Here is a 13,563-nt window from a genome sequence, read left to right as displayed (position 1 = left end):
CAGATCTTCGGGGTCGGTCCGCTGCTGGCGGCCATCCGGGCCTGAGGCTCGCCAGTTCGATCTGCCACGCTGCTCCACGCAAACGACCCAAGCCTGACGGATCGGCGTTCTCACACGGCCTCGACCCAAAGCCGACCTTCGCCTCAGAAATTTATGAAGTCAGCTATGGCTCTGAAGTTGACCTATCTCTGCAATTTGGGCTGACGCTGACCTATACGAGAGCAGCCAGCCGCTTCTCAATGCGGGTCACCTGCATCGGATACCAGCGGCTTCCCCGCGCGGCCGGGATGCCCAGCGCATTGAGGGCGTGGGCGACCTGTTCCAGGGTCTCGGCGCCCGCGGCGCGGATCTCGGTGAGGATCGGCGCTACGTCCTCCGCCCGCTCGCGGCTGCGCGCGGTGCCAGGGCCCCGGCTCTCCGACAGCGGGCGGACCCCGCCGACCGTAAGCGGTTCGCCGCTCCCCGGCACGGCACGCTTTCGGCGCTCGATCGTGAAACGGGCGTAGAACTCGCGGCGGCGTGCCATCGTGTCAGGGGTGCGGACTACGCCGAGCCGCGCCTCCGCCTCGACGACCGCGGCCATGATGCCGAGCGTCAGCTCGCTCGCCTCCGGCCGGTCGAGAGCGCAAAAGCGCAGATTCAGCCGGCGTAAGTCCCTGCCGAGATCGCGCAGAAAGGCCGGGCCGTCGCCCCATTCCCCGAGTTCGGTCATCAGCAGCGTCGCGCCGTGCCGACGGCACACGTCCAGCGCCGCACTCAGGTCGGGCCGGCCCTCGTTGCCGACGAACTCCGCAACGACGCGACCGTGCCGGCCGAGATGGCGCGCGACCGCGACCCGCTGCGACTCCAGATCGGACAAGCACTGGGCAGACCGAGCGGGAGAGAGGTAGGAAACGAACGGGTCTGAGGACATCCGCGGCCGGTCAATGGCGCGTCCCTCAGACGGTTTCGGACGAAGCGCATCGTTGCGGCGATGCCCCTCGCGGCGAGACAATGTCGGACGCAGGACATCATGATGTGAACGACCATTTCGGCGCCATCAATATGAATCAAACATCAGATAATGCGGACATCGCCGTCGCGCTCGGCCTCGGCGGTATGGTGCGGATCGACGGCGAAGCGCTCGCCATCTCCGATCTGACCTTGATGTTCGAAGCGATTGGCCAGACCGGTTCGGTGCAGGGTTTTGCGGATGCGCTGGGCCTCTCCTACCGGGCGGCCTGGGCGCGGCTTCAGGCCTACGAGGCGGCGCTCGGCCGGCCGCTGGTGCGCAAGACCCGCGGCCACGGCACCGCACTCACCGAATTCGGCGCCGCGCTCGCCGAGGCGTTCTCGGCGGCCACGCTCAGTCTGGAGGCCGGCTTCGTGCGCGAGACCCGCGCCGTCGAGCAACGCTTGCGTCGGCTGCTGACCGGGCGGGCCGGAGCGTTGACGCTGGCAGCAAGCCACGACCCGCTGGTGGTCGAGGTGCTGAGCGAGGGCGACGGCATCGACCTGTCGGTGATGGGCAGCAGCGCCGCGGTCGAGCGCCTGCTCGACGGCAGCGCCGACGCGGCGGGTTTCCATTGCGGCGCGCAGGCACCCGCGGAGGCCGGTCCGCCGTTCGCGGCAATCGGGGCGGGGGCGGGGCTCGCCCTGCATCCGCTGTTCGAGCGGGAACAGGGGCTGATGCTCGCCCCCGGCAATCCGCGAGGCATCCGCAGCGTGACCGATCTGGCGGAGGAGGGCGTGCGCTACGTCAACCGCCAGAAGGGCTCGGGCACGCGCGACTGGTTCGACCGGATGCTGGCGCAGGCCGGGTTGGAGCCCGGCGCGATCCAGGGCTACGCGGTCGAGGAATTCACCCATCAGGCAGTAGCGGCGGTAATCGCCTGCGGCGCGGCCGATGCGGGTCTGGGCGTGCGGGCGGCAGCCGAACGGCTCGGTCTCGATTTCGTGACGCTGGGCTGGGAAACCTACTACCTCGCCGCCAGCCGCTCGCTCGATGCCCCGGTCCTCGAGCGTCTGATCGCCGCCATCCGCGAGTGGGCCGGGCGCAGTTCGGGCTACCGCGCCGCAGTGGCGGCTTGAGACGTTTCGGCCACCCGCTCCGGCAGTGCGATGCCGGAACCGGCCCTCGCACCTGACGTTACCCGGCCACCCCTTCCAGAGCCGGACGATCCCGATGCCCTCGCTTTCCAGCCCCGCCGCAGCCTTCGCCGCCCTCGTCCTCGTCGGCGCGTCGAGCATCGCCCTGGCCCAACCCGGTGAGATCAAGGGCCAGGACGTCATGGGCGACAAGAGCCGCAGCGCCAACGACGGCTGGAGCCAGGCGCCGGTGCCGCGTGAGCAGTCCGCGGCCAAGGACGCGCCCGATCCCGGCGGCAACTCAACGGAGATGAACCGCAATCGCAACGTGCCGGATGCGGGAGCGAGTGGCGGCAACGGCACCGACCCGCAGCAGCCCCTGGAGCACCGCACGCCGGCGCCTTCGGGCTACAACCCCGCCAGCCCCTCGAAATAGCTCGCGCGCGATTGAGTGCGGCTAAATATGCCGATGCGGCGGGTCGCATTGGCACTTGCCTCCGGAGCGTGTCTCTGCGAGCATCTTTTATCAAGAATAGCTCCAACGAGGACGGGCGCGATGAACGTGCAGGTATCGCGGCGCGGATTGCTGAAAGGTATCGGCGTCGGCTTGGCGGGGAGCACGCTCGGCGCTCTCGGGTTCGGGGACCTGCAGCCGGCCGCCGCCGCGGCGGTGCGCCCGTTCAAGCTCGCGCAGATGCGCGAGACCCGCAACACCTGCCCCTATTGCTCGGTGGCTTGCGGCGTCATCCTCTACAGCCTCGGCGACCATTCGAAGAACGCCAAGTCGGCGGTGATGCATGTCGAGGGCGACCCGGATCACCCGGTCAACCGCGGCACGCTCTGCCCCAAGGGCTCGTCGCTGCTCGACTTCGTCCGCTCCGAGACCCGCACCAAGTACCCGATGTACCGGGCGCCCGGCTCGGATTCGTTCAAGCGCGTCTCCTGGGATTTCGCGCTCGACCGGATCACGAAGCTTCTCAAGGAAGACCGTGACAAGAACTTCGTCGCCAAGAACGGCGACCTGACGGTCAACCGCTGGATCACGACGGGCTTCCTCGGCGCCTCGGCCACCACCAACGAGACCGCGTGGCTCACCTACAAGACGGTCCGAAGCATGGGGGCCCTGGTCTTCGACAATCAGGCCAGGGTTTGACACGGTCCTTCGGTCGCCAGTTTGGCGCCCTCCTTCGGCCGCGGTGCGATGACCAACCTCTGGATGGACATCAAGCACGCGGACCTCATCACCGTGATGGGCGGCAACGCCGCCGAGGCTCACCCCTGCGGCTTCAAATGGGTGGTCGAGGCCAAGGCGCATAACAACGCCAAGCTCATCGTCATCGACCCGCGCTTCACCCGCACCGCTTCTGTGGCGGATCTCTACTGCCCGATCCGGCAGGGGACCGACATCGCGTTCCTGTCCGGCGTCGCCAAGTACCTGATCGACAACGACAAGCTCCAGCACCGCTACCTGTCGGCCTACACAAACGCCAGCTTCCTGGTGAAGGAAGGCTACGACTTTAACGAGGGCCTGTTCTCAGGGTGTTCGGAGGACAAGCGCGACTACGACAAGTCGACCTGGGACTACGATATCGGGCCCGACGGCTACGCGGTCGTCGATGAGACGATGCAGCACCCGCGCTCGGTGATGCAGCTCCTCAAGAAGCATCTCGCAGTCTACACGCCGGAGATGGTCGAGCGGGTCTGCGGTTCACCCAAGGAGACCTTCCTCAAGGTCTGCCGGATGATCGCGGAGACGTCTTCCCCTGAGAAGACGATGACCTCGCTCTACGCGCTCGGCTGGACGCAGCACTCCAAGGGCTCGCAGAACATCCGCTCGATGTGCATCGTGCAGACGCTGCTCGGCAATATCGGCATGCTCGGCGGCGGCATGAACGCGCTGCGCGGCCACTCCAACATCCAGGGGCTGACCGATATCGGGCTGATGAGCAACCTCATCCCCGGCTATCTCAACATCCCCATCGAGAAGGAGCCGGACTACGCGAGCTATATCGCGAAGCGGCAGTTCAAGCCGCTGCGGCCCGGCCAGATGAGCTACTGGCAGAACTACAACAAGTTTTTCGTCTCGTTCCAGAAGTCGATGTGGGGCGACCACGCCACCAAGGAGAACGACTGGGCCTACGACTACCTGCCCAAGCTCGACGTGCCGACCTACGACGTCGTGCGCGGCTTCGAGCTCGCCAAGCAAGACAAGATGACCGGCTACGTCATCCAGGGCTTCAACCCGCTGCTGTCGTTCCCCAACCGGGGCAAGATGACGGAAGCCTTCTCTAAGATGAAGTTCGTCGTGGTCATGGATCCGCTCCAGACCGAGACGGCCCGCTTCTGGGAGAACCACGGCGAGTACAACGACGTCGATCCGTCGAAGATTCAGACGGAAGTCTTCGAGCTGCCGACGACGCTGTTCGCCGAGGAGGAGGGTTCGCTCTCGAACTCCTCGCGCTGGCTGCAATGGCATTGGCAGGCGCAGGAGCCGCCGGGCGAGTGCCGCTCGGACATCGAGATCATGGCGGAGATCCATCTGCGCATGAAGGCGATGTACGAGAAGGAGGGGGGTGCGTTCCCCGACCCGATCGTCAATCTCAAGTGGGACTACGCCATCGAGGAATCGCCGACCGCGATCGAGCTGGCGCGCGAGCTGAACGGCTACACGCTGGCCCCGATCCAGGATGCCGCGGGCAACACGATCCCCGCAGGCAAGCAGGTCGATGGGTTCGCGCAGCTCAAGGATGACGGCTCGACCGCGTGCGGCTGCTGGATCTACTCCGGCTGCTACACCGAGAAGGGCAACATCATGGCCCGCCGGGACAACACCGATCCCGGCAACCGCGGCATCGCGCCGAACTGGGCCTTCGCGTGGCCGGCCAACCGGCGCGTGCTCTACAACCGCGCCTCGTGCGACCCGGAAGGAAAGCCGTGGTCGGAGAAGAAGAAGCTCATCGAGTGGAACGGGAAGCAGTGGGTCGGCTTCGACGTGCCGGACTACGGCGCCACCGTTTCGCCCGACAAGGGCATGGGCCCGTTCATCCTGAACCAGGAGGGCGTCGCCCGGCTATGGACCCGCGGGCTCATGCGCGACGGGCCGTTCCCGACACACTACGAGCCGTTCGAGTCGCCGGTCGCCAACGTGGTCTTCCCTAAGATCAAGGGCGCACCCGCCGCCCGCATCTTCAAGGGGGATCTGGCCGACCTCGGCACCTCGGAGGAGTTCCCCTACGCGGCGACGAGCTACCGGCTCACCGAGCACTTCCACGGCTGGACCAAGCACTCGAAGATCAACGCGATCCTCCAGCCGGAGGCTTTCGTCGAGATCGGCGAGGTGCTGGCAAAAGAGAAGGGGATCGCCAAGGGCGACTGGGTGCGCGTCTGGTCGAAGCGCGGCTCGGTCAAGGCCAAGGCTGTCGTCACCAAGCGGATCAAGCCGCTGATCTGCGACGGCAAGCCGGTCCACGTCGTCGGGATGCCCCAGCACTGGGGCTTCATCGGCGAGACCAAGAAAGGATGGCATCCGAACTCGCTCACCCCCGTGGTCGGCGACTGCAATACTGAGGGCGATTATATCCTTTGCGAACCAAGGTCCATTCGTGGTATTTGCGGGCGGTCTCTGAGGGCGGCCTGGACTCCCAACGATGGAAGCGTTTGCAAAGATCGCCGAAGCAATGGCACAGCTTATCGGCGCCCTAGCATGGCCAACTGTGGCCGTGTTCTTTGCGTTTCGGTTTGGACAGCCAATCCGTGACTTTCTTACTAATCTCGGCGAGGGCAGCTTCAAAGTTCTTGGCGTTGAGGCATCTGGCAAGCGGCGCGGCGAAGCGCTGGCAGCTGTAGCGACGGCCACTGTCGCACAAATTGAAACAAGGTCTGCGGGAGGTCACGGGCCTCCGCTTTCAATTAAAGAGATCACTTCTTCGGTTTCTCAAGCCTTAGAGGCCGCAAACAATCTCATTACAGAAGACGTTATCAGATCGGCCAAAGGCAAGCATATTCTTTGGGTAGATGACCAGCCAGAAAATAATGTATATGAAAAAATAGCATTGAAGGCTCTGGCTTTCGCGTACTGGCAGCGCAGAGCACAGAAGAGGCACTCCAGATATTCCGGCATGCTAAGTTTGTTGATATTATCATTTCTGATATGCGCCGGCCTGATGGGGAAAGGGCCGGCATTGACCTTCTCAAGAGACTTTATGATAGCAACATATACAAGCCATATATAATATACTGCTCATCCAGCAGTCCCGAACAAAAAACTGACCTCAAAGCTAGAGGCGCCTTTGGTACGACCACCAATGCAAAAGAGCTGCTTGAGCTTGTATTGCAAGCGCTTAAATACAAGTCAGTTTTCGATTGATAGGCTACTTAACAGAGGTCATATTTTTCCCGACAACTTTTATGACCTCGATCAAACGCGCCTCTGAGGTCTCGTCGCACCCTGCTTCCCGCGCCAGTTCCTCGAACCGGCGACGCTGCTCCTCGGGCGTCAGCTTCTCGGCGCCGAGCTTGGCGGGCTTGGCCTTCGGCTTCGTCGCTGTGTCGGTCACTGGGCATCCCCTTCGGCAACAGAGCGGAGTAGGCCCCATAGGGCCTGATGTTCGGGGCCATCCCGTCCAGCGCCGAGGAACGTCGCGAGCGGGATATCCGTGACACTCCCGCCCGACGCCATGTTGGCTGTGTGGCACACGACAACGTGGCCGGTCGCCTCATCGGCCTTCAAGTGCCAGCAATCCCCGTTCGAACTTACGTACAGCTCTCGCATGTCGGCCTCCGTTGCGGGGAATGTAGGCCAAAAAGCCTTCCGCGCCACGCTGCCGCTTGTCCGGCGGATGGCTGAGCGACGGAGGTAGGGGCGGAGCCGTCGCGCCGCCTTGTTCTTCGCGTTGATAAGGCGCTAAGTTTGTGAGTTCGTGTGGAGAGCGCAACTTTCGATGCCGACCTCTTATCGCATCTATATTGATGATAGCGGCAATGTTGACCCCGGCGCGACGAACGATCCTAATCAGCGATATGGCTCAATTAGCGCAGTCATTCTTCCCACAATGTATATAGACGAAACATTCAATCCAAGTTTTTTACGCTTGATAGAAAAGCACTTTGGAACAAAACCTAACGGAAGCCCCCATAACGTCCACCGACGGCTGCTCAACTGCCCGCCCGATCATGGTCCCTTCTCAGTCTTAAAAGACGAAGCAAAAAGGGTTGCGTGGAACTCAGCCGCGCTATCGATGTCCAGCAAGGCTGAGTATACGCTTATAACAGCCTGCGTCGACAAGGTTGAATGGTATTGGCGCTACCCAACTTGGAGCGGCGATTTCTATCAAGTCCTAGTCACCGCCGTTCTGGAGCGCGCATATTATTTCCTGCACAACAGAGAGGGGATTGCCGAAGTAAACGTTGAAACTAAAAACCCCAGCAGAGACCAGAGGCTGAAAGATAGCTACAAGCAATCGCTAACCGACGGTGGATTTCAGCATATCTCCGCGCATAAGCTCAGATCAGTCTTCCAGTCTATAAATCTTAATATTCTTCATAAAGAAGACTGCGCATGTGGCCTGCAATTGGCGGATCTTATTGCGGCTCCGGCCTTGCAGCTAATAAGATTTCAGAATACCAATCGCCACCCAATTCAAAGCGAATTTGTCCGCGCGCTTTGTGCAATCTTAGAAGGTGAAAAATTCTACAGAGAAGGCAGTCGAGGGCCAGACGGCTTTGGGAAGCTTTGGCGCCCCCAGCGGTCTCGTAGAAGCTAAACGGCCCCCGAAACGGGGGCCGCCCAAGCAAGCTTGTCCCTCCACCCGCCGAGGCTGTGGATTGGGTAGATCATAGCGGAATGGGCCTGATTTTTCAAGCGCTCACGCTAGCGGCGCTTTGTCAAGCCAACGGTATGTAAGCCGCTTGCCAACCACACCGCGCAGCGCCCGCTCAACCCGCTCCACATCATCACAGCCGAGCTTCACCCGGTTGTTATACCGGAAGTCGAACTCGGCGAGGTAGCGATGAAGGTGCTGCTTACCGCAGTGCTGATAGACGCCCTTCATGCCGCGCTTGAAGACGGAAAAGTATCCCTCGACGGTGTTCGTGTGGACGATGCCGCGGACGTACTCCTTGGCCGAGTGAACCGTCATCTGGTGATCGGCGAAGGTGGCGCCGACCTTCGTGTAGATGCTCGACTCGTCGGTGTGGAGCGTGGCTTCCTTGACGATGTTCTCTTCGATGATGGGCCGGATCGTCTCGGGACGGAGATCGTCCACGACGACGGAGCGAACCTGACCGGAGTCGCGATCCACCAGGGACACGACCTTCATCTTATGATGGTAGGCGCGCTTCTTCTCCATGCCGGGCTCGCGGCCGATGAAGGTCTCGTCAGCCTCTACGATGCCAGAAGCCATGGGGTTGCCGTCGATGCCACCCATGGGGGCCAGAGCGCCGTCGCGCATGGCCTCGCGGATGCGATGCGTCAGGAACCACGCGGACTTGTAGGTGATGCCAAGCGCCCGGTGGATTTGATGGCTGCTCACGCCCTTCTTGGAGGCGCAGAGCAGGTAGACAGCCTGGAGCACCTTGTGGAGCGGAATGTGGGCGCTCTCGAAAACGGTGCCAACCTTAACCGTGAACTGCTTACGGCAAGCCTTCTCAGCGCACTTGCGGAGACCGAGGCGGGTCTTCCGCAGATCGTAGTGCTTACCCATGGAGCCGCAGTGCGGGCAGACCGGACCCTGCGGCCAAAGCATCTCTTCGACGAACGCGAAGGCGGCTTCCTCGCAGTGATAGTGGGACTTGGATAGGACGGACATGGGCGTAGGGCTCCGATGTCCGAAATCCTACATCAGGTACCATGGTGCGTAAAAGATATAATCGCCATACTGAGACGCCGGAATTTAAGGCGTGGCTCGTCAACATCGAGCGCACGACGCCGCCGGCCGACCGTGAACGGACTGCGTAGGGGGAGCATGACCGATGGCCGATTATAGCTCCCTCGACATCCGCCAGCGCTCCGCCTCGACCGAGACGGCGCCGGCGATCCGGCACCACGAAGAGGTCGCCAAGCTCATCGACGTCTCCAAGTGCATCGGCTGCAAGGCCTGCCAATCGGCGTGCGAGGAATGGAACGACCTGCGCGACGACGTCGGCATCAATGTCGGCGTCTACGACAACCCCCACGACCTCACCGCGAAGTCGTGGACCCTGATGCGGTTCGCCGAGTACGAGAACCCCGAGACCAACAACCTCGAATGGCTGATCCGCAAGGACGGCTGCATGCACTGCACCGATCCGGGGTGCCTCAAGGCCTGCCCGTCGCCGGGCGCGATCGTGCAGTATTCCAACGGCATCGTCGACTTCATCGAGGATCACTGCATCGGCTGCGGCTACTGCGTGAAGGGCTGCCCGTTCAACATCCCGCGCATCTCGAAGGCCGACAACAAGGCCTACAAGTGCACTCTCTGTTCCGACCGCGTCGCGGTTGGTCAGGCGCCGGCCTGCGCCAAGGCCTGCCCGACCGGCGCGATCATGTTCGGTACCAAGGACGCGATGATCGAGCAGGCGCACGATCGGGTCGAGGACTTGAAGTCCCGCGGATTCGATCAAGCCGGCCTGTACGATCCCAAGGGCGTGGGCGGCACGCACGTGATGTACGTGCTGCACCACAACGACAAGCCACACCTTTACAACGGCCTGCCGGACGACCCGAAGATCTCGCCGCTCGTCGCGTTCTGGAAGGGCGGTGCCAAGATGTTCGGTCTCGCCACCATGGGCTTCGCGGCAGTCGCGGGCTTCTTCCACTACGTCACCGCCGGTCCGAACGAGGTGGTGCCGGAGGAGGAGGAGGAGGCTATCGACCTGAAGGAAGGCCGCGAGCATCGGGGATCGCGCGACGACCGCCCCTCCGCGTGAACGAGCCGGGACGCGCTCACACCCTTGAGCGCGTCCCAAGTCCGAAGCGTCAGTCGAAGATGGCCCCATGACCATCCATCAGGATATTCGCGACGGCGAGTCCCGTCCGCTTCGGGAAGTGAAGCCCGAACCGCAGAAAGTGTTGTATGTCCCGCGCTACACCGGGCTGCAACGCGTGAACCACTGGATCACCGCGATCCTGTTCACGCTGCTGACGCTCTCCGGTTTGGCGATGTTCACACCCTACCTGTTCTCGCTCACCGGCCTGTTCGGTGGCGGACAGGCGACGCGGGCGATCCATCCGTGGTTCGGCGTGGCGCTGATGGTGAGCTTCGCGCTGCTGTTCCTGCGCTTCTGGCGCCTGAACCTGCCCAACCGCGACGACGTCGAGTGGTCGAAGCGCATCGGCGACGTGGTGACCAACCGCGAGGATCGGCTGCCCGAACTCGGCAAGTACAATGCCGGCCAGAAGGGCGTGTTCTGGGGCCAGACCGCGCTGATCTCGATCATGTTCGTCACCGGCCTCGTGATCTGGGACCAGTACTTCTACCCACTCACCACCATCGAGACGAAGCGCTGGGCGCTGCTCGCCCACTCGCTCGCCGCCGTCATCGCCATCGCGATCATCGTCGTGCATATCTATGCCGGCATCTGGGTGCGCGGCACCGGCCGGGCGATGATGCGCGGCACGGTCACCGGCGGTTGGGCCTATCGCCATCACCGCAAGTGGTTTCGCCAGATTGTCGGCGAGCGCCCGGTTAAGACCGGCTCGATCGACAAGCGTGGGCACTGACGACGCCAATCTGGAGCAGGTTTCTTGGCTCGTTTCTTCAAGCGTACGCCCGCGCCCTCCGGTGCGGGCGAATCTGCGTCTGAGGCCCCGCCGCGCAAGCCGCGGGAGATCCAGCCCGATCCCGACCGGATCGGCATTTCCGGCTCGGTCCCGTTCGTGCGCCTGCCCGACCCGTCGCGCCTGTTCGCCGACCGGGCGAAGCGATTCGCGGCGCTCGCGCCTGAGCATCCGCTCGGCGCCTATCTCGACTTCCTGGCCTGGATAGCGGGGGCGCAAGCCAAGGTGCAGGCCGAGCATTCGTTCAGGCCGACCTTGCCGGGCGACATGGCGCTGCGGCTGGAGCATGGGATGCCGGCGCTTCCGCGCAATGTCGTCACCGACGATCCCGCCTGCATCGCCTGCCTCGACGCGGTGCTCGCAGCGGTCGATCTCGACGGCGCCCCGGCGGCGACATCGGCTGCCCGCGACAGCTTGCGCGCCGCGACCCCGGAAGACCGGCTCGATCTCGTGGGCCAGATCTTCGAGGGCGCGATTCCCGTGGAGCGGATGGCCGAGTGCGTCTTCGTCGCCGCAGGCCTTCAGGTCTACCTTGCGGCCTGCGCCGCGGCGCTCGACGTCAAGGCCTTGAAGCCCGTCGCCGACGGCGTCTGCCCGGCCTGCGGTGGGGCGCCGACCGTGAGCCTGATCGTGAGCTGGACGCCCGCCGACAAGGCCCGCTACCTGTCCTGTTCGCAATGCGCGACGTTGTGGAACCACGTCCGCATCCGTTGCACCGCCTGCGGCTCGGGCGAAAGCGTCAGCTATTACGGCCTCGACGAGGTGTCGAAGGACGTTCAGGTCGAGACCTGCACGGCGTGCAACAGCTACCTCAAGCACCTGCATCAGCACCGCGACGCGGCCCTCGACCCGATCGCCGACGACGTCGCCTCCTATGGGCTCGACCTGAAGATCGCGGAAGAAGGGTTTCGCAAGGCCGGGCTGAACCTGCTCTTCGTGGGCTGACGCGCGCGTGCCGCCCGAACCGAAGGCCGTGCCGTCCCTCCTCATCGGCGTGATCGGCCATGTCGATCACGGCAAGACCGCACTGGTGCGGGCGCTGACCGGCACCGAGACCGACCGGCTGAAGGAGGAGAAGGCCCGCGGCGTCTCGATCGTGCCGGGCTTCGCCCTGCTGCGCCCAGTCGGCGGCGGCGAGATCGATCTGATCGACCTGCCCGGCCACGAGCGCTTCGTGCGCGCCATGGTCTCGGGTGCCACCGGCATGCGGGCGGTGCTCCTCGCCGTCGATGTCCGCGAGGGCATCAAGCCGCAGACGGTCGAGCATCTGGAGATAGCCCGCCTGATCGGCGTGCGCCGGGGCGTCGTCGCGCTGACGAAATGCGATCTCGCCGGGCCGGACGAGATCGCCGCCCGCGCCGCGGAGCTGCGGGCGGTGGTGGCGCGGACCGGGCTCACCGAAGTCGCCGTGGTGCCGACCTCCGTCGTGGCCGGCACCGGGCTGACGGAGTTGTCCGACGCACTCGCCGCGCTGCTGCGCGTCGCGCCTACGGCCACCGACGACGGCTTCCCCTATCTGCCGATCGACCGGGTGTTCGCCCGGCCGGGCTTCGGCACGGTCGTCACCGGGACGTTGCGCCGGGGCCGGCTCGCGGTCGGCGACCGGGTCGCCGTGACGCCGGGCGGCGCCATCGCCACGGTGCGCGGCCTGCAGATCCACGGCCGCCCGGTCCAGACCTCCGAACTCGGCCGCCGCACTGCGGTGGCGCTGCGCGGCGTCGAACTCGCCGACCTGCACCGGGGGCAGGCGCTCGCCACCCCCGACATGCTGGAGGCCTCGCGCTGGATCGACGTGAGCCTGTCCACGGTCGCGGGCGCCGCGCCGCTGCCGAGCGGCACCACCGCCCGCCTGCTTTACGGCACGGCCGAAATTGGCGTGCGCCTGCGCCTGCTCGACCGCGACGTCTTGGAGCCCGGCGAGACCGCCCCGGCGCAGCTCCAGGCGGAGGCCGACCTCGTCGTGCCGGCGCGCGAGCCGTTCATCCTGCGCAGCGACTCGCCGCCGGCCACCCTCGGCGGCGGGCGCGTGCTCGATCCGCTCTCGCGCCGTCGCCGCCGCAACGATCCGAGCGTGCTCGCCGAACTCGCGACCCTGACTGACGGTAAGCCGAAGGAGATTCTGACCGCGCGCCTCGCCCGAGAGGGCCCTGTGGGCGCGCGGCTTGCCGATCTCGCCCGGCTGGTCGGCATCGCGCCGGAGCGGGTCCGTCGCGGCCTCACCGAGATCGGCGCCCGCGAAGTCGGTGAGCGCTTCCTCGGCGGCCCGGCCTTCGCGAGCCTACGCAAGGCCCTGCTCTACGCCCTCGCGCGCCATCACCGCGATCACCCAATCGAACACGGTCTTCCTCTCGACCGGCTCGCGCGCGCCGCGAAGGCCGACGAGGCGGTTACCGCGGCGGCGCTCCGCGACCTCGTCGCCACCCGCGACGCGGCGCAAACCGGCCCGCTGTTCCGCCGCGGCGATTTCGACCCGGCCCGCAACGAGACTGAGCATGTCCGCGCATTGGAGGCCGTGTTCCGCAAGGGCGGCCTCACCCCGCCCGACGAGATCGAGGCGGTCGGCCGCGACATCCGTCGCCAGGCCGCGCTCAAATACCTGCTCGCCTCCGGCACGCTAGGCCGCGAACTCATAACGATTGGCACGGTTGCCCACGCTGATCGTTGGTCCTCCAGCCATGGAGGATCGTGAATGGCACGGTTTGATCTGACGGACGCGGAGTGGGCAGCGATCGAGCCGGTTC

General features: G+C 64.7%; 11 protein-coding genes and 1 pseudogene. 9 read left to right on the top strand and 3 right to left on the bottom strand.

Translation table 11 applies throughout. The features are described from left to right. Positions 1-211: 211 nt before the first annotated feature. Positions 212-859 (bottom strand): recombinase family protein, encoded by a 648-nt coding sequence (locus tag AAHG03_RS26750; RefSeq protein ID WP_342154865.1) that lies wholly within the window; start codon positions 857-859, stop codon positions 212-214. A 185-nt stretch (positions 860-1,044) separates the two neighbouring features. Between AAHG03_RS26750 and AAHG03_RS26745 the strand changes: the two genes are divergently transcribed. From AAHG03_RS26745 to AAHG03_RS27160, 4 genes and pseudogenes are all read left to right on the top strand, one after another. Further along, positions 1,045-2,070 (top strand): substrate-binding domain-containing protein, encoded by a 1,026-nt coding sequence (locus AAHG03_RS26745; protein WP_342154867.1) that lies wholly within the window; start codon positions 1,045-1,047, stop codon positions 2,068-2,070. A 94-nt stretch (positions 2,071-2,164) separates the two neighbouring features. Then, positions 2,165-2,503, top strand: a complete 339-nt coding sequence (locus tag AAHG03_RS26740; RefSeq protein ID WP_342154863.1) for a hypothetical protein — start codon at positions 2,165-2,167, stop codon at positions 2,501-2,503. 120 nt (positions 2,504-2,623) lie between these two features. Further along, positions 2,624-5,635: pseudogene (gene fdnG / locus AAHG03_RS26735) on the top strand (formate dehydrogenase-N subunit alpha); the annotation flags it as partial. A 483-nt stretch (positions 5,636-6,118) separates the two neighbouring features. Next, positions 6,119-6,433 carry a response regulator gene (locus tag AAHG03_RS27160; RefSeq protein WP_412759804.1) on the top strand — a complete coding sequence of 105 codons (315 nt, stop codon included), beginning with the start codon at positions 6,119-6,121 and terminating at the stop codon, positions 6,431-6,433. 4 nt (positions 6,434-6,437) lie between these two features. Here AAHG03_RS27160 and AAHG03_RS26725 read toward each other — a convergent pair whose 3' ends face one another. After that, entirely contained in the window at positions 6,438-6,623 is a 186-nt protein-coding gene (locus AAHG03_RS26725) for a hypothetical protein (protein WP_342154859.1), read from the bottom strand. A 384-nt stretch (positions 6,624-7,007) separates the two neighbouring features. On the opposite strand from AAHG03_RS26725, the gene AAHG03_RS26720 reads away from it, so the two are divergent. Beyond that, positions 7,008-7,829 carry a DUF3800 domain-containing protein gene (locus tag AAHG03_RS26720; protein ID WP_342154857.1) on the top strand — a complete coding sequence of 274 codons (822 nt, stop codon included), beginning with the start codon at positions 7,008-7,010 and terminating at the stop codon, positions 7,827-7,829. 102 nt (positions 7,830-7,931) lie between these two features. On the opposite strand, the gene AAHG03_RS26715 is transcribed toward AAHG03_RS26720, so the two are convergent. After that, complete coding sequence (locus tag AAHG03_RS26715; protein ID WP_342154855.1) at positions 7,932-8,873, bottom strand: IS1595 family transposase; 942 nt, start codon at positions 8,871-8,873, stop codon at positions 7,932-7,934. Positions 8,874-9,036: 163 nt separating this feature from the next. On the opposite strand from AAHG03_RS26715, the gene fdxH reads away from it, so the two are divergent. The 4 genes from fdxH (at position 9,037) to selB (ending at position 13,511) form a co-directional block, all read left to right on the top strand. After that, complete coding sequence (gene fdxH / locus AAHG03_RS26710) at positions 9,037-9,972, top strand: formate dehydrogenase subunit beta (protein ID WP_342154853.1); 936 nt, start codon at positions 9,037-9,039, stop codon at positions 9,970-9,972. Positions 9,973-10,039: 67 nt separating this feature from the next. Next, on the top strand, positions 10,040-10,765 hold the full coding sequence (locus AAHG03_RS26705) for a formate dehydrogenase subunit gamma (RefSeq protein ID WP_342154851.1): 726 nt from the start codon (positions 10,040-10,042) through the stop codon (positions 10,763-10,765). A 24-nt stretch (positions 10,766-10,789) separates the two neighbouring features. After that, positions 10,790-11,767, top strand: a complete 978-nt coding sequence (fdhE, locus tag AAHG03_RS26700; RefSeq protein ID WP_342154849.1) for a formate dehydrogenase accessory protein FdhE — start codon at positions 10,790-10,792, stop codon at positions 11,765-11,767. A 28-nt stretch (positions 11,768-11,795) separates the two neighbouring features. Continuing rightward, on the top strand, positions 11,796-13,511 hold the full coding sequence (selB, locus tag AAHG03_RS26695) for a selenocysteine-specific translation elongation factor (RefSeq protein WP_342154847.1): 1,716 nt from the start codon (positions 11,796-11,798) through the stop codon (positions 13,509-13,511). The last annotated feature ends 52 nt before the right edge of the window (positions 13,512-13,563 follow it).

The organism is Methylorubrum subtropicum (assembly GCF_038442325.1).
Lineage (GTDB): Bacteria > Pseudomonadota > Alphaproteobacteria > Rhizobiales > Beijerinckiaceae > Methylobacterium > Methylobacterium subtropicum.
Note: the sequence above shows the minus strand (reverse complement) of the source record. Positions and strands in the feature narration are given on the sequence as shown.